Source organism: Sphingomonas sp. 22176, assembly GCF_052045505.1.
Lineage (GTDB): Bacteria > Pseudomonadota > Alphaproteobacteria > Sphingomonadales > Sphingomonadaceae > Sphingomonas.
On the sequence record NZ_JBQEPL010000001.1, the window covers coordinates 291564 to 308133 of the forward strand.

Annotated in this window: 15 protein-coding genes; 9 read left to right on the forward strand and 6 right to left on the reverse strand. The window is 65.2% G+C overall.

Annotated elements, in window-relative coordinates; genetic code table 11:
- The first annotated feature begins 15 nt into the window (after positions 1 to 15).
- The 3 genes from ACTJKY_RS01370 to ACTJKY_RS01380 are packed head-to-tail and all read left to right on the forward strand — an operon-like array spanning position 16 to position 2773.
- A complete protein-coding gene (locus tag ACTJKY_RS01370; protein ID WP_440843695.1) occupies positions 16 to 1434 on the forward strand; it encodes an amino acid permease in 1419 nt (472 codons plus the stop codon).
- A complete protein-coding gene (locus ACTJKY_RS01375; RefSeq protein ID WP_440843696.1) occupies positions 1431 to 2297 on the forward strand; it encodes an S-methyl-5'-thioadenosine phosphorylase in 867 nt (288 codons plus the stop codon). The genes ACTJKY_RS01370 and ACTJKY_RS01375 overlap by 4 nt, the downstream gene beginning before the upstream one ends.
- Positions 2297 to 2773, forward strand: a complete 477-nt coding sequence (locus tag ACTJKY_RS01380; RefSeq protein WP_440843697.1) for an FKBP-type peptidyl-prolyl cis-trans isomerase — start codon at positions 2297 to 2299, stop codon at positions 2771 to 2773. Before ACTJKY_RS01375 ends, ACTJKY_RS01380 begins: the two co-directional genes overlap by 1 nt.
- A 41-nt stretch (positions 2774 to 2814) precedes the next feature.
- Here ACTJKY_RS01380 and ACTJKY_RS01385 read toward each other — a convergent pair whose 3' ends face one another.
- From ACTJKY_RS01385 to acnA, 4 genes are all read right to left on the reverse strand, one after another.
- Positions 2815 to 4068, reverse strand: coding sequence for an NF038122 family metalloprotease (locus tag ACTJKY_RS01385; protein ID WP_440843698.1), 1254 nt, complete (start codon positions 4066 to 4068; stop codon positions 2815 to 2817).
- A gap of 176 nt (positions 4069 to 4244) precedes the next feature.
- Positions 4245 to 5378, reverse strand: a complete 1134-nt coding sequence (locus ACTJKY_RS01390) for an NF038122 family metalloprotease (protein WP_440843699.1) — start codon at positions 5376 to 5378, stop codon at positions 4245 to 4247.
- 441 nt (positions 5379 to 5819) lie between these two features.
- The gene (locus ACTJKY_RS01395; protein ID WP_440843700.1) at positions 5820 to 7004 is read right to left on the reverse strand and encodes an NF038122 family metalloprotease; all 1185 of its coding nucleotides are present in this window, start codon (positions 7002 to 7004) and stop codon (positions 5820 to 5822) included.
- A gap of 239 nt (positions 7005 to 7243) precedes the next feature.
- Complete coding sequence (gene acnA / locus ACTJKY_RS01400) at positions 7244 to 9916, reverse strand: aconitate hydratase AcnA (RefSeq protein ID WP_440843701.1); 2673 nt, start codon at positions 9914 to 9916, stop codon at positions 7244 to 7246.
- A 280-nt stretch (positions 9917 to 10196) separates the two neighbouring features.
- Here acnA and ACTJKY_RS01405 point away from each other — a divergent pair, with 280 nt between their 5' ends.
- The 4 genes from ACTJKY_RS01405 to ACTJKY_RS01420 all read left to right on the forward strand — a co-directional run bounded on the left by ACTJKY_RS01405 (position 10197) and on the right by ACTJKY_RS01420 (position 13087).
- Complete coding sequence (locus ACTJKY_RS01405) at positions 10197 to 10466, forward strand: MafI family immunity protein (RefSeq protein WP_440843702.1); 270 nt, start codon at positions 10197 to 10199, stop codon at positions 10464 to 10466.
- 5 nt (positions 10467 to 10471) lie between these two features.
- Positions 10472 to 11086 (forward strand): hypothetical protein, encoded by a 615-nt coding sequence (locus ACTJKY_RS01410; protein ID WP_440843703.1) that lies wholly within the window; start codon positions 10472 to 10474, stop codon positions 11084 to 11086.
- Positions 11087 to 11201: 115 nt separating this feature from the next.
- Positions 11202 to 11966 (forward strand): tryptophan 2,3-dioxygenase, encoded by a 765-nt coding sequence (locus tag ACTJKY_RS01415; RefSeq protein ID WP_440843704.1) that lies wholly within the window; start codon positions 11202 to 11204, stop codon positions 11964 to 11966.
- On the forward strand, positions 11963 to 13087 hold the full coding sequence (locus tag ACTJKY_RS01420) for an aminotransferase class V-fold PLP-dependent enzyme (protein ID WP_440843705.1): 1125 nt from the start codon (positions 11963 to 11965) through the stop codon (positions 13085 to 13087). The genes ACTJKY_RS01415 and ACTJKY_RS01420 overlap by 4 nt, the downstream gene beginning before the upstream one ends.
- Here ACTJKY_RS01420 and ACTJKY_RS01425 read toward each other — a convergent pair whose 3' ends face one another.
- Both ACTJKY_RS01425 and ACTJKY_RS01430 read right to left on the reverse strand, forming a co-directional pair.
- Positions 13088 to 13522 carry a CoA-binding protein gene (locus ACTJKY_RS01425; protein ID WP_440843707.1) on the reverse strand — a complete coding sequence of 145 codons (435 nt, stop codon included), beginning with the start codon at positions 13520 to 13522 and terminating at the stop codon, positions 13088 to 13090.
- A gap of 3 nt (positions 13523 to 13525) precedes the next feature.
- Complete coding sequence (locus ACTJKY_RS01430; RefSeq protein ID WP_440843708.1) at positions 13526 to 14482, reverse strand: P-loop NTPase; 957 nt, start codon at positions 14480 to 14482, stop codon at positions 13526 to 13528.
- A 70-nt stretch (positions 14483 to 14552) separates the two neighbouring features.
- Here ACTJKY_RS01430 and hflK point away from each other — a divergent pair, with 70 nt between their 5' ends.
- The gene (gene hflK, locus ACTJKY_RS01435; protein ID WP_440843709.1) at positions 14553 to 15635 is read left to right on the forward strand and encodes a protease modulator HflK; all 1083 of its coding nucleotides are present in this window, start codon (positions 14553 to 14555) and stop codon (positions 15633 to 15635) included.
- Positions 15635 to 16483, forward strand: a complete 849-nt coding sequence (gene hflC, locus ACTJKY_RS01440) for a protease modulator HflC (RefSeq protein ID WP_440843710.1) — start codon at positions 15635 to 15637, stop codon at positions 16481 to 16483. The genes hflK and hflC overlap by 1 nt, the downstream gene beginning before the upstream one ends.
- Positions 16484 to 16570: the final 87 nt, after the last annotated feature.

The following is a 16570-nucleotide window of genomic DNA, read 5'->3' on the forward strand; positions in this document are numbered from 1 at the left end:
CAAAGGGGAGGATCCATGGCCAGTCTGTTCCGTCTGAAACCCATCATCGCCGCGGAGGACCAGCCGCACGGACATCAGCTCGCGCGCACGCTGAGCTGGTATCATCTGGTGGCGCTGGGGGTCGGCGCGATCGTCGGCACGGGGATTCTGACCCTGATCGGCGTCGGCGCAGACCGGGCCGGGCCCGCCGTGATCCTGTCCTTCGTCGTGGCGGGGGCGATCTGTGCCTGCGCCGCGCTCGCCTATGCCGAACTGGCGACGAGTATTCCAACCTCCGGCAGCGCCTATACCTACAGCTATGTGGCCCTCGGCGAGATCGTCGCCTGGGTGGTCGGCTGGAGCCTGCTCGCCGAATATACGCTGGTGGTGGCCACGGTCGCGGTCGGCTGGTCAGGCTATGCGACGCCCTTCCTGCTCGGCCTGGGTGTACCGCCCGAGCTCACCCATGGCCCGCAGATAGTCGCCGGGCAGGTGGCACATTGGGGCGTTAACGTGCCGGCGCTGTTCGTCGTGTGGCTGGTCGCCGGTCTGCTGATCCTCGGCACTCGCGAAAGCGCGACGCTCAACGCGATTCTGGTCGTGGTGAAGCTGATCGCGCTCGCCGTGTTCGTCGCGGTCGCACTGCCCTATTTCGATTCCGCCAATTTCGATCCATTCGCGCCGTTCGGCTATGCCAAGCACGCCAGCGGCGGGGTGGAGCGCGGCATGATGGCCGCCGCGGCGATAATCTTCTTCGCGTTCTACGGCTTCGACGCGATCTCCACCGCAGCCGAGGAAGCCAAGAACCCCGGCCGCGACCTTGCGATCGGCATCGTCGGATCGATGATCGCCTGCGTCGCCATCTACATGATCGTGGCACTGACCGCGGTGGGGGCGCTCCACTATACCCGCTTCGCCGACAGCCCCGAGCCGCTGGCGCTGATCCTGCGCGAGATTGGCCAGCCCGGCGTCGCCAAGTTCCTAGCGCTGAGCGCGATCGTTGCGCTGCCCACCGTGATCCTCGGCTTCCTGTTCGGCCAGAGTCGTATCTTCTTCGTGATGGCGCGCGACGGGCTGCTGCCCAAGAGCCTCGCCAAGGTCTCGCGGCGCGGATCGCCGGTGAGGATCACGCTGTTCACCGCCGCCATCGTCAGCATCTTCGCCGCCTTCCTGCCGATCGACGAAATCGCGGCGCTCGCCAATGCCGGCACGCTCACCGCCTTTGCCGCGGTCGGCCTGTGCCTGCTGGTGCTCCGCCGCCGCGCACCCGATCTCGTCCGCCCGTTCCGTACCCCCGGAGCCTGGGTCGTCGGCCTCGGCGCGATCTTCGGCTGCTTCTACCTGTTCCTCAGCCTGCCGACCAAGACGCAACTCTGGTTCGGCTGCTGGAACCTCTTGGGTCTCGTCGTCTATTTCGCCTATGCCCGCCGCAACGCAGCAAAGGGTGGCGCATGAGCGGTTGGACGATCGGAATCATCGGCGGTTCGGGCCTCTACGATGTCGAGGGCATCGAGAGCGGCGAATGGGTGGAGGTGGCGAGCCCCTGGGGTAAACCCTCGGACGCCTGTTTCGTCGGCCATGTCGGCCATGTGAAAGTGGTGTTCCTGCCCCGCCATGGCCGCGGCCACCGCATCAGCCCCTCGGACCTCAACGTCCGCGCCAATATCGACGTGCTGAAGCGGCTGGGCGTCACCGACGTGCTGGCCGTCTCCTCGGTCGGCTCGCTGGCGGAGGAGCGCGCACCGGGTACCTTCACCATCGCCGACCAGTTCATCGATCGCACCAAGGGCCGTCCCTCAAGCTTCTTCGGCGAAGGGATGGTCGCGCATGTGTCGGTGGCCGATCCGGTCTGCCCGCGTCTCTCCGCGCTGGCGGCCGAGGCGGCGCAGGCGGCGGGGGCGACTACCCATGTCGGCGGCACCTATCTGGCGATGGAAGGCCCGCAATTCTCGACTCGCGCCGAGAGCAACCTGTATCGCAGCTGGGGCTGCGACATCATCGGCATGACCGCGATGCCCGAGGCCAAGCTCGCCCGCGAGGCGGAGCTTCCCTATGCGCTGGTCGGCATGGTTACCGACTATGACTGCTGGCGCGAAGGCGAGGAAGCGGTCGACGTGGCGCAGGTGATCGCCCAGCTCTCGAACAATGCCGAGAAGGCGCGCAAGCTGGTGATGCACCTGCTGCGCAACCTGCCCGAGGAGCGCACGCCCTCGCCGATCGATACCTGCCTCGACATGGCGCTGATCACCGCCCCCTCGGCACGCGATCCGCAGCTGCTGGCGAAGCTCGACGCCGTCGCCGGCCGGGTGTTCGGCTGATGGCGCGCGCACTGCTCGCCGCCACGGCGCTGCTGTTCGCCGTCCCCGCCATGGCGCAGGAAGCGCCCGCCGATCGCTCGCAGGACCTTCGCTGGCAGAGCGCCCAGTCGCTCGCACTGGCCAGCCGCGGATCGGCGCAGGGCTGGCGCGTGCTCGAAGGCGGCTTGCGCTGGCGGCGGGTGAAGGGCGACGGCTCGGGCCAGCACCCGTCGGTCAGCGACATGGTGACGCTGCATTATGCCGGCACCTTCGTCGACGGCACCGAGTTCGACAGCTCCTATGGCGGCCCGCCCGCGCGCTTCCCGCTCGATCGGCTGATCCGGGCGTGGCAGATCGCGGTGCCGCTGATGGGCGTGGGCGACACCATCGAAATCGCGGTGCCGGCCGAACTCGGCTATGGCTTCCAGGGCAAGGGACCGATCCCGGGCGGCGCCACGCTGCTGTTCAAGATCGAGTTGCTCGGCATCGGCGGCTGAACGACGACGGGCCCCGCAGGGCCCGTTGCGCCGGTTGCCGCTCAAAAGCCGCCCATCAGCACCCCGGCGATGATCGGTACGAGAAAAGCGAGCGGGATACCCGGAACCAGAAGCCACTTGCGGAGTTTGGAAGTAGAGAACCGTCGTGCCATCCCCGCGAAGCCAAAGCCGGCGATGAGCATCGCCCATGCCTCCGGCTCCGGCACGGGCGCAAACGAGGCGAACTGGTGTGCTGCATTGTACGCCTGATAGATCTGCGCTGTCGACATTTGATAGTTGGGGTTTGTCAGCACGTTGACGTTCAGGTTCCAGCCGATCGCGTCGAATACCGCCAAGTCGGCAGCCGTCACCACGTCGTTGACGCCGTCGCACGAATAGGGATTCATCATCCCGATAAAGCCGGTGCAACCTCCCACGACCTTCCAGTGCGAGGCCTGCCAGCCATCGCCATAATACTCCCCCGTCGAGAAATAGGCGTTGCCACCGAACGCCGTCGCGCCGCCATCGATCGAGAAATAGGCGGGCACGTTGAATTGCCAGTTGAGTTGGCCCGGCGCCGAATAGCGGAACAGGTCCAGGCCATAGGCGACGGTGGCATCGTTGATATGCCAGGTCGGGCCCGCCGCGGTGTCGAAGGTGTCGACGCCACTGGTAAAGCCCAGCGCATGCCCGATCTCGTGAATGGCGGTGCCGATAAAGTCGTAGCTGCCCGCGCTGATCCCGTCGGAGGGATCGAAGTCGAACGGCTGGGCGCTGGAGAAGATGATCTCCGCATCCGTGCCGCTCACATTGTTCACCATCGCCTTCAGATTGGCGCTGGTGAGCGCGACCGTGCTGCCGATGGCGCTGCCATTGGGAGGATTCCGGCTGCCCGACGTGGCAATCCCGTCATGATGGGCCGGATCGTCATAGGCGGGGATCAGCACCGAGGGCGTGCCCGCACTGCTCAGCGGCTGGAAGTGACTGACGGCCTGCGCATCGAGCGCGCTGTTGCCAGTGACCGCCAGCGCATGCTGGTAGCTGGCGATGGTGATGCCGTCGAAATAGCGGAAGCTCGTGCCCCCCAGATCGTCCGGATCGAGCGCCTGGAAACCGACATTGATGTTGATCGTGGCGTTGTTGGTAAGAACCGATTCCCAATAGCTCGCCGCGATCCTGAATGCCGTGTCGGCCGGCGATCCCGTGACACCGCCCACATCGTGCAGGACGATATGGGTCTGTGCCCTGGCCGGCGCCGCGAACGCCAGCAGCGCTGCCACGCCGCCGGCGAGCAGCCGTATCTTCCCCACGTGCATCGGAGCCTCTCCCCGCCGTCCCAGCGCGGCTTTTCTGGCGCGTAACTTGCCCGGGGCGGTGGGGACGAGAAAGCGAAGCTAGGTGCAAAACGGACGGATCGGCCCATGTCCCGCGCCGTTACAAACGGCCCCGCTTCCGGGAAAGCGGGGCCGTTCAATGCGGTACCGCGATAGTTTCAGCTGAAACGAACGTCTCGCCTATGGGTGCGATAGCGCATCGCGCTACCGATCGCGCCGAAGCCGAGGATCAGCATCGTCCAGCTTTCCGGCTCCGGAACGGGATCCGGCACCGCGCCTCCCGCGGCGACCCAGGCCTGCGCGACGTCCTTCGTGCTGAACTTGTAGCCACCGTTAGCCAGCACATCGACGTTCACGTTCCAGCCGATGGCATCCATCAGCGCGAGGTCCGCCGCGGTGACCACGTCCGTCTGCCCAGGGCATGTATAGGGGTTCATCACCCCGACATAGGTGCCGCACATGTTGTCGGCCTTCCAATGCGAGGCCTGCCAGCCGTCGCCATAATACTCGCCCGTCGAGAAATAATCCTTGCCCTGGAAGAACGTGGCACCGCCGTCTATCGAGAAATAGGACGGCTGATTGAAGCCCCAGTTCAGCTGATCGGTACCGCTGTACCGGAACAGGTCGGCGGCATAGGCCCAGGTGTAATCGTCGACCCGGAACCGCGACCAGCCGGCAAAATAATCCAGCCGGTCCACCCCGCTCTCGAAACCCAGCGCATGGCCGATTTCGTGGATGGCGATGCCGATGAAGTCGGACTCGCCCGCCTTGATGCCGTTGATCGGGTTGAAGTCGAACGCATAGTCGCTCGAGAACTGGATGGACGCATCCACCGAGGAACCGCCCATGCCGAGCGCCTGCGCATTGGCCGTGGTGAGGAACAGGTTGCTGCTGATCGCCTTGCCGTCCGGCGCGGTTCGCGTACCCGTAGTAGCGACACCGGTGAGGCTGGTCGAATTGCCGTAGCCGGGCACCAGCGCCGAAACGCTGCCCTGGCTGCTCAGCGGCGAGAGGTGCGCGAGAACGCTCGCGTCGAGCGGCGTGGCGGCCTTCTTGATCAGGGCGTCATAATAGCCGCCGATCGAGGTGCTGATCAGCTGGCTAGTGGCCCCACCGAGAATGTTGGCCCCAAGATGATCGAAGCCGACATTGAAATGCAGCGTGACATTGTTGGTGAGAACGCTTTCCCAATAGCTCGCCGCGATCTTGAAGCCGAGTTCCGCCGGCGTGCCCTTCACGCCGCCGATGTCGTTGAGCACGATCTTTGCGCGTGCCGCCGCGGGCTGCGCCATACTGCATGCAAGTCCGACGGCCACTGCTGTCGCCAGCAGCGTTTTTGTCTTCGTCATCATCTCCCGAACCCCCCGTTCGTCGCAAAAAATGGATCGCGCCGAGTCGCGGCGCTTCCATTGTTAACCTTGTTGTGGGGGCATATTCACGGGTCAAGGGAAATGCAGAAATGTTCTCCTGTCGCATCAACAGCATGGTCCGGCGCAGCTTCGCACTGCACCTTCAGATTATTTGGATACTATTTAGAATCATGCCGTTTTCGAGATATCGTTAGTTCCCCACACGCTTTTCTTTTCGCCGGGAAATGTGGCACCACACAGCCGCTGCATGCGCGACGCCGCGGCAACGACCGATCCGATCATTCCCTCGTCTGCATGTCCACGAGACGCAAAACGGCCCCGCTTCCTGGGAAGCGAGGCCGCGGTGACTGCTCTAGGCTGGGATCAGGCGAAGCGAACCTGCCGCGAGCGATTGCGATAGCGCATCGCGCCGCCGATCGCGCCGAAGCCGAGGATCAGCATCGTCCAGCTTTCCGGTTCGGGCACCGAACCGCCAGCGGCGATCCAGGCCTTGGCCACGTCATTGGTGGTGAACTTGTAGCCGCCGTTCGCCAAGACATCGACGTTCACGTTCCAGCCGATCGCGTCCATCAGCGCGAGATCGGCCGAGGTGATCGCGTCCATCTGGCCGCCGCAGGTGTACGGGTTCATCACGCCGACATAGTTGCTGCAGGTGTTGTTGGCCTTCCAGTGTGAGGCCTGCCAGCCATCGCCGTTATTCTCGCCGGTCGAGAAATAGTCCTTGCCCTGGAAGACGGTCTTGCCGCCGTCGATTGAGAAGTAGGAATCCTGGTCGAATGCCCAGTTCAGCTTGCCGTCGCCGCTGTAGCGGAAGAAGTCCGCCGCATAGGCCCACCAGTAATTGTCGGTCTTGAAGCCGGTGCCGGCCGAATAGTCGAAATCGTCCGCGCCGCTGAGGAAGCCCAGCGCATGGCCCATTTCGTGGATGGCGACGCCGATGAAGTCGGCGGCGCCGGCCTTGATGCCGTCAGTCGGGTTGAAGTCGAAGGCGAAGTCGCTCGAGAAGCGGATGACCGCGTCCGTGCTGGCGGCCGCGGCACCGAGCGCCTGCGCATTGGCGGTGCTGAGCGCCATGGTGTTGCTGATCGCCTTGCCGTCCGGCGTCAGGCGCGTCCCGCTAGTGGCGACGCCGTCGAGGGTCGCGGGCTTGGCATAGGCGGGCACGATTGCCGAGACGCTGCCGGTGCCGCTCAGCGGCGCGAGGTGCGCAAGCGCGGTCGCGTCGAGCGGCGACGAGGCGTTGGCGGCGAGCGCGCCGTAATAGCTGCTCGTCGAGACGTTGGTGAGCAGGTTGCTGTTGGTGCCGCCCAGGATGTTTTCGCCGAGATGCGCGAAGCCGACGTCGAAGTGCAGCGTCACGTTGCTGGTGAGGACGCTTTCCCAATAGCTCGCGGCGATCTTGAAGCCGAGTTCTGCCGGCGAGCCCTTCACGCCGCCAATGTCGTTGAGCACGATCTTGGTCTGTGCCGCCGCAGGTGCCGCCGCACTAATCGCCAAGCCTAAAGCTGCGGCAGTCGCCAGCAGCGCCTTCATCTTCGTCGTCTTCATCCGAACCCCCATTTTGGTCGATGACTTCGATCGCACCGAATCTCGGTTTACCGATCGTTAACCAAAGTGATGGAGGCGGCGGCACTCGGTCAAGCAAGAAATGTTACAATTTATTGTTCGGCTGAAATCTTGTGACGCTAGATCATCGGATATCTTCACATATGTGAATGCTTATGCCGGGCACAAAAAACCGGCGCCCTCCCTGCGGAGGACGCCGGCTATTTGCTTGCAGCGTCGGATCAGGCCGCGAGCTTGCGCAGCACGTAGTGCAGGATTCCGCCGTTGAGGAAATATTCCAGCTCGTTGACGGTATCGATCCGGCAACGGGTGAGGAAGGTTTCCGACGAGCCGTCCGCACGCGTCAGCTTCACTTCCACATCCTGGCGCGGGCGGAGACCCGCGACGCCGGTGATGGAGAAGGTTTCCGAGCCGTCCAGCTTCAGCGTCTCGCGGGTCACGCCTTCGGCGAACTGCAGCGGCAGCACGCCCATGCCGACCAGGTTCGAGCGATGGATACGCTCGAAGCTCTCGGTGATCACCGCACGCACGCCGAGCAGGTTGGTGCCCTTCGCCGCCCAGTCACGCGACGAGCCGGTGCCATATTCCTTGCCCGCGACGATGACGAGCGCGGTGCCGTCCGCCTTGTGGCGCATCGCGGCGTCGTAGATCGGCATCACCTCGCCGGCATACTTGGTCATGCCGCCCTCGACGCCCGGCACCATCTCGTTCTTGATGCGGATGTTGGCGAAGGTGCCGCGGACCATGACTTCATCGTTGCCGCGGCGCGCGCCGTAGCTGTTGAAGTCCTTCTTCGACACCTGGTGTTCCTGGAGGAACGCACCGGCGGGCGAATCTGCCTTGATGCTGCCGGCGGGCGAGATGTGATCGGTGGTGATCGAATCACCCAGGATCGCCAGCGGCTTGGCGTCGACGATGTCCTGCACCGGCGCCGGGGTCATCGACATGCCCTCGAAGTACGGCGGGTTGTGGATATAGGTCGAGCCGGTCGGCCAGGCATAGGTATCCGAAACGGTGACGCTGATGCCCTGCCAGTGGCTGTCGCCCAGATAGACGTTGCCATAGCGCGAGCGGAACATCTCGTCATCGATGTTCGCCGTGATCAGGCCTTGGATTTCCTCGTTCGAGGGCCAGATGTCCTTGAGGAAGACCGGGCCGTTGGTGCCCTGGCCGATCGGCGTCTCGTACATGTCCTCGGTCACCGTGCCCTTCAGCGCATAGGCGACGACCAGCGGCGGCGAGGCGAGGAAGTTGGCGCGGACGTCCGGCGAGACGCGGCCCTCGAAGTTGCGGTTGCCCGACAGCACCGAGGCGGCGACGATGTCGTTGCCGTTGATCGCGGCCGAAATCGGCTCCGCGAGCGGACCCGAATTGCCGATGCAGGTGGTGCAGCCATAGCCGACGAGGTTGAAGCCGATCGCGTCGAGATCCTCGGTAAGGCCGGCCTTGTTGAGGTAATCGGTGACCACCTGCGAGCCCGGGGCCAGCGAGGTCTTCACCCACGGCTTGCGGGTGAGGCCCAGCGCGCGCGCCTTGCGGGCGACGAGGCCGGCGGCGATCAGCACCGACGGGTTCGAGGTGTTGGTGCAGCTGGTGATCGCAGCGATCACGACGTCGCCGTCGCCGATGTCATGGTCGCGACCCTCGACGCCAACGCGCGCGGGCTGCTCCTTCTTGTACACCTTGGTCAGGTCGCCGTTGAACACTTCGTCGACGCTGTCGAGGCTGACGCGGTCCTGCGGGCGCTTCGGGCCGGCGAGCGACGGGCGCACCGTCGACATGTCGAGCTCGAGCGTGTCGGTGAAGATCGGCTCGGGGCCGCTGACGTCGTGCCACATGCCCTGCGCCTTGGCATAGGCCTCGACCAGCGCGACGGTCTCGTCCGGACGGCCGGTGAGGCGCATGTAATCGAGCGTCTTGTCGTCGATCGGGAAGAAGCCGCAGGTCGCGCCATATTCCGGCGCCATGTTGGCGATGGTCGCACGATCGGCGAGCGTCATCGAATGCAGGCCGGGGCCATAGAACTCGACGAAGCGGCCGACGACGCCCTTGGCGCGCAGCATCTGGGTGACGGTGAGCACCAGGTCGGTCGCGGTGATGCCCTCGGGCAGCGCGCCGGTGAGCTTGAAGCCGACGACTTCGGGGATCAGCATCGACACCGGCTGGCCGAGCATCGCGGCTTCCGCCTCGATGCCGCCCACGCCCCAGCCGAGCACGCCGAGGCCGTTGACCATCGTCGTGTGGCTGTCGGTACCGACCAGCGTGTCCGGATAGGCGATCGTCTCGCCGTCCGGCGCCTGCGACGACCAGATCGACTGGGCGATATATTCCAGATTCACCTGGTGGCAGATGCCGGTGCCCGGCGGGACCACCGAGAAGTTGTTGAGGGCCTTGGAGCCCCACTTGAGGAACTCGTAGCGCTCGGCATTGCGCTCATATTCGAGCTTGACGTTATCGTCGAATGCCTGGGGCGTGCCGAACTCGTCGACCATCACCGAGTGGTCGATCACGAGGTGCACCGGCACCAGCGGGTTGATCTTGGCCGCGTCGCCGCCGAGCTTGGTGATCGCGTCGCGCATCGCGGCGAGGTCGACCACACAGGGCACGCCGGTGAAGTCCTGCATCAGCACGCGCGCGGGGCGATACTGGATTTCACGGCTGGGGGCCTTGGGGTTCTGCTGCCAGTCGACGATCGCCTGGGCATCTTCCGGCGTGACGGTCACGCCGTCGTCGAAGCGGAGCATGTTCTCCAGCAGCACCTTCATCGAGAAGGGCAGGCGGCTGATGTCGCCGAGCTTCGCCGCCGCCTTGGGGAGCGAGTAGAAGCTGTAGGTCTTGCCGGAGACGGTGAGCGAGTCACGCGTGCCGAGCGTATCGTTGCCGATGGCGGTCATGAGGCGCGGGGTCCTTTCCCTAATTAGGTCCGCCGGGCGCTCGGTGGACGCAGCCCATTATAGGCTGCGCGGGCGCACCGTCGGGGGTGCTGCGAATGCGAAGATTCGCGAGGGGCCTTAGCGCGGTGCAGCGGGGAGGGAAAGGGGACGTTGGTAGGGGGATGGGTGGTGGTAGCGGTAACCTTGCCGGGCAACGACTTCCCAGCCGCCGAGGCGCTGGAACCTAAGATTGGTATTCCCGCGACCCACGCGGCGACCGTTATGCACTATGATGTCAGGGATGGATGATATCTCCCACCGAGTACGAGCGCTTGGCCGGCGCTTCAGCGACAGGATAGAACCCTGGCGACTTGATTTCGCATTGGAGTACATAGACTTCAACGAACTGCCGCTCGCGTTCGAGACGCTTTATACGTACATATACGAGTACGCAGAAAAGATAAGCTCAACCGAGTATAGCGAGCTGAACGAAATTTCTCAGCTTTTGAACACACCATTGAGTCCAATAACGCAAAGCGCGCTGACGGACATGATTTGCGATCGGGGTTGAAACGCATGATGCTTCTTAGAAATATGCCCCCCGCTTTGGATCGTTACAAGAAGATGGGTGGCGTGCTAGACTTCGCGGTGTTCGGGGATGTGGACGACACAGAGCAGGACACTCTAGCAGCAATTCCGCAGACGCTAAGGCGTTTCCGCACTTTTGACGAATCAAGGCTACGAGCCTTGGGTTGGAGGCCAGTTGGACGCACAGGATTTTTTGGAGAATGGTACGATCCAGAAAGCGGGATGTTGCTGAAAGCGGGGACCCACAGGACTGCTGACGGATCAACGATACATAACCCAACATTTACTAGTCTGGACGATCTAAATATCGTTTCCGGCAGCACTCCAATCCCTGAGGTGGGATCAGGAGGACAGTTCGCATATAGCTTTGTGTGGGGACTCGATGGAAAGCCAGGCGAGATTCAGATGTTGTTCGAGGAGATCAGAGACTTCATTCTTCCCATCGATGAGCAAAGTGTTATGATGGATTGGAGCAGCCCCCACCTACCGGAGGTTTCAGATTATTTCACCGATGGGATGGAATGGTGGGGAGTCTTCCTGTTCAGCATATATGTGCCCACGCTACGGCAACTCACGATCATAGCGGGCTCGACCACGGACTAAGCCAGACCGCGTCGACTAAAATATGACTAGCTCCGTGGCTCTAAGACAAAGCAGCCGCACGTTGTCGCCTCCCTCCCCCATTGCCGTTTCCCGCCCCGCTGCTAGCGTCGCGGGCATGACCGAAGGCATGACCTATGGGCGCTATCTCGCCCTCGACCAGTTGCTCGCCGCCCAGCACCCGCTCTCGGACCGGCATGACGAGCTGCTGTTCATCATCATCCACCAGACCAAGGAGCTGTGGCTGAAGCAGATCCTCGCCGAGCTGCACCTCGCCAAGGGGCTGGTCCGCGAGGGCAAGCTGATCGAGGCGTATAAGGGCTTGGCGCGGGTGAGCCGGATCCAGGCGGTGATGACGATGAGCTGGGACGTGCTCGCGACGATGACGCCCAGCGACTATACCCGCTTCCGCTCGGTGCTCGGCGGGAGCTCGGGCTTCCAGTCGGACCAGTTCCGCGCGGTCGAGACGATGCTGGGGCTGCGCGGCGGCGGGGTGCCGGGGCCGCTGACCACCGAGGCCGCCGCGCTGCCGAGCCTGTGGGACGATGCCAATGCCGCGCTCGCCGCCGCCGGCTTCGCGCTGCCCGATGCCGTGCTGCACCGCGACTGGCCGACGCCCTATCAGCCGAACGACGACGTCCGCGCCGCCTGGGGCCAGGTCTATCGCGACACCAATCGCTACTGGGATCTGTACCAGCTCGCCGAGAAGCTGGTCGATATCGACGACGCGCTGGCCACCTGGCGGCACAAGCACGTGCTCACCGTCAGCCGGGTAATCGGCGGCAAGATGGGCACCGGCGGGACGCCGGGCGTGTCCTATCTCGAGTCGACGCTCGCCAAGCGCGCCTTCCCCGAGCTCTGGTCGCTGCGGACCGACCTGTGAGCAGCTTCAAGCACCTGTTCCAGCGGTCGCTGGCCGCCGCGCCCGACCGGCTGCACTTCGCCGCGCACAGCCATCACCTGTGGCCCGATGCCTCGTGGCTCGGCCAGCAGGCGGCGTGGGACGATGCCGCGCGGCTCGCCGACCGCAAATGGGGCCGGGTGATGGACGCAATCTGGCCCGCCGCGCAGGCCCATGTCGCCGCCGAGCTGCAGCTTCCCGATCCGTCGACTGTCGTCTTCGCGTCGAACACCCACGAGCTGCTGCTGCGGATCGTCTCGGCGATGGCCCCGCGCCGGCCGCTGCGCATCCTCGCCACCGACGGCGAGTTCCACAGCTTCCGCCGCCAGTCGCTGCGCTGGGAAGAGGCGGGCACGGCAGTGGTTACGCGGGTACCGATGGGCGAGATCGTCGCGACGGCGCAGGCGGGCGGCTTCGACCTGATCGTGGCGAGCCATGTCCAGTTCGGCACCGGCCATATCTTCGATGGCATTGCCGATCTCGCGGCGCTGGCGCGGCCCGAAGGGCCGTGGGTGCTGATCGACGGCTATCACGGCTTCATGGCGGTGGAGACCGACCTGTCGGCGGTGGCGGACCGGGTGTTCTACGTCGCGGGCGGGTACAAGTACGCGATGGCGGGCGAAGGCGTCGGCTTCCTCCACGCGCCGCCGGGATTCGGGCCGCGGCCGGAGATCACCGGCTGGTATGCCGAGTTCGAGGACCTCGCCCTGCCGCCCGGCCAGATCGGCTATGCACCGGACGCCCGCCGCTTCCTCGGCGCGACCTTCGATCCGTCGGGGCTCTACCGCTTCGTCGCGGTGCGTGAGATGCTGGCGCGCGAGGGGCTGACGACGGCAGCGATCAACGCCCATGTCGCGCCGCTACGGGCACAGCTGCTGGCGGACTTCCCCCTCGACGCCGAGCGGATCAACCCCGCCGCACCGGATGCACCCCAGGCCCGCTTCGTCGCATTGCGCAGCCCGAACGCGGCGGACTGGCAGAAAGCCCTGCTGGCGGACGAGATCGTCACCGACGTGCGCGGCGACGTGCTGCGGATCGGGCTGGGCCTCTACCAGGATGCGCGCGACGTGGCACGGCTGCGCGAGGCGCTCGCCGTGCTCTGATCAGGCAGCGGCGAGTGGTGCCAGGCCGAGACGGCGGATCTCGATGGCCGGGCAGCGGTTCATCACCACCTTGAGCCCGGCCGCCTCGGCACGCGCAGCTGCGGCTTCGTCCACCACATCGAGCTGCATCCATACCGACTTGGCGCCCGCGGCGATCGCGGCGTCCACCACCTCGCCCGCATGTACGGACTTGCGGAAGATATCGACCATGTCGATCGGCACGCCGATCTGGCTCAATTCGCGAAAGACGAACTCGCCATGGATATGCTCGCCGGTAATCTGCGGATTGACCGGGATCACGCGATAACCGTGCCGCTGGAGCAGCACCATCACGCCATTGCTGGGTCTATTCGGACGATCGGACGCGCCGACCATCGCAATGGTGCGCGTTTCCTCGAGCAGGGTGCGGATGTCTTCGTCACGCGTCAGCGGCATGCATCACCTCTTTAGCCATTCATAGACCGAATCGGCGAGCGTTACAAAGGATCCGGAAGACTCCGTATCCCCAGCGGCGGGGGGCGTGCCTGCATCCGAAGCGGAGCGAATTTCCATCGCCAGCGGAATGCGGGCGAGGAACGGGATACCCAGCGCGCCCGCCGCCTTCTCCGCCCCGCCGCTGCCGAACGGATCGGAGACGCCGCCGCAATGCGGGCAGCAATAGCCGGCCATGTTCTCCACGAGGCCGACGATCGGCACCCCGGCCTTGTTGAACAGGTCGATCGCGCGGGTGGCGTCGATCAGCGCCAGGTCCTGTGGGGTGGAGACGATCACCGCCCCCGCCGGCTTGTGCTTCTGGATCATCGTCAGCTGCACGTCGCCGGTGCCCGGCGGCAGGTCGAGCACGAGCAGCTCGGTATCGCCCCAATCGGCGTCGACCATCTGGCCCAGCGCCCCGCCCGCCATCGGCCCGCGCCAGGCGATCGCCTGCCCCTCGGCGACGAGCCCGCCCATCGACAGCATCTTGAGCCCGAACGGCGTTTCGATCGGCAGCAATACTTTGTCACGCGCCTGCGGCTTCACGCCCTCGACGCCCAGCAACTTGGGCTGGGAGGGGCCGTAAATGTCGGCGTCGACCAGCCCGACCTTGAGCCCGCGCCGCGCCAGCGCGATGGCGAGATTGGCGGCGACGGTCGACTTGCCCACCCCGCCCTTGCCGCTGGCGACCGCGAGAATCCGGCGCGTGCGGCGCTCGCTGGTGAGGAGAATGCGCACTTCGGCAACGCCCGGCAGCGCCGCGGCGGCGCTGCGCACTTCGGCTTCGAGCGCGTCGCGGGTCTCGGGCGAAAGGCCGGTCACGTCGAGCACGATATTGGCGCGGCCGCCTTCCAGGCGCACCGTGGCGCGGCCGGCGGAGACAGGGGCAAGGGCGGCGGAAAGGTCCTGCGGGTCAGTCATCCCGCGGCACATAGGTACACAATCGTCCGACGCCACTGTAAATCCGCGTCGCCCTGCTTATAAAGGTCGCATGGTGAATAGTTCTGGCCGTGACGCGCTGTCCGGCACCTTCCACAACGAGGCGCCGAAAAGCCCATGGGGCGGCGGCTCGGACAAGGATGACGGCAATGGCGGGGGGCCGCGCAACCCGTGGTCCGTCCCGCCCGAGGGCCGGCGTTCGCGCACCGGCTCGCCCAGCGCGCTCGACGAGCTGTGGCGGCGCGCGCGGAGCGGCGGCGGCGGCGGTGGCCTTCCCGGCGTGCCGACCGGTGCGCGGCTCTGGCTGCTGATCCTCGCCGGGCTGTTGGCGGTGTGGGTGCTCTACACCTCGATCCACCCGATCGGGCCGCGCGAGAAGGGCGTCGTCACCTTCCTCGGCCGCTATTCGGGCACGCTCGACCCCGGCATCCAGTTCACTTTGCCCGCCCCTTTCCAGCTGGTCGACGTGGTCGATGTCGGCAACATCCGCACCGAGAATTTCCCCAACAGCGGCGAAAACCTGATGCTGACGGGCGACCAGAACATCGTCGATCTCGCCTATTCGGTCCGCTGGGACGTGCGGAGCGCCTCGGCCTATGTGTTCCAGATCGCCGATCCGCGCGAGACGGTGCGCGCGACCGCCGAGAGCGCGATGCGCGCGGTGATCGCCAACACCACGCTCAACGAGGCGATCGGCGAGGGCCGCTCAAAGATCGAGGCCGAGGCCCAGGTCGCGATGCAGAAGATCCTCGACGAATATGGCGCGGGCATCCGCATCCAGGGCGTCGCGATCCAGAAGGCCGCCGCCCCCGCGCAGGTGGACGACGACTTCAAGGCCGTCACCGCCGCGCAGCAGGAAGCCGAATCGAACCGCAACAACGCCAATGCCTATGCCCAGCGCGTGATCGCCGCGTCGCAGGGCGAGGCGGCCGAGTTCGACAAGATCTACGAACAGTACAAGCTGGCCCCCGAAGTGACCAAGCGCCGGCTTTATTACGAGACCATGGAGGCCGTGCTGGCCAACACCAACAAGACGATCGTCGAGGCACCGGGCGTGAACAGCTATCTGCCGCTGCCGGCACTCCGCCGGGGCAATGCGCCCGCCGATGCGCAGGACAAGGGAGCCGCCAAGTGATGGCCTGGGCCCGCAATCCGATCGCGCTCGTCGTCGCGGTGATCGTGGTGCTGATCGTGCTGATGAGCACCGTGGCGATCGTGCCGGAGACCAAGCAGGTCGTCGTGCTGCGGCTGGAGAAGCCGTACCGCACGGTCAACGCCTACAAGGATGGTGAGGGCTTCGGCCGCACCAATGCCGGCCCGGTGTTCCGCATCCCGTTCGTCGACCGCCTCGTCTGGGTCGACAAGCGGATCCTCGACGTCGACCTGCCCGACGAGCCCGTGCTGTCGACCGACCAGCTGCGGCTCGAGATCGACGCCTATGCCCGTTACCGCGTCACCGATCCGCTGCGGATGGTGGTGACGGTGGGCACCGAGGACCGCCTCCGCGAGCAGCTCCAGCCGCTGCTGCGCTCGTCGCTCCGCAACGAGCTGGGCAAGCGCCGGTCGAGCACGCTGCTCAGCCCCGAGCGCGGCCAGGTGATGGACAATGTCCAGACCTCGCTCCAGCGACTCGCCAGCCAGTACGGCGTGCAGATCATCGACGTGCGGATCAAGCAGACCGAGCTACCCTCGGGCTCGCCGCTGACCAGCGCGCTGACCCGCATGGCGACCGCGCGCCGCCAGGAGGCGGAGACGATCAAGGCGCAAGGGTTGAAGGACGCGCAGATCATCCGCGCCAACGCCCAGGCGCAGGCGGCGCAGATCTATGCGGCGGCGTTCAACAAGGATCCGAAATTTTACGATTTCTACCGCGCGATGCAGTCGTACCGGACCACCTTCCTGAGCCCGGATGCCAAGGGCGAGAGCCAGATCATCCTGTCGCCCAACAACGAGTATCTCCGGGAGTTTACCGGGCAACGATGAGTCTGTCCGCTCGTTCATATTCAAATCAGGTTCAGCCTTGTTGGCTAGAAGCGCGATTTGAGACGAATACCATTCCTTTCGAGAGGA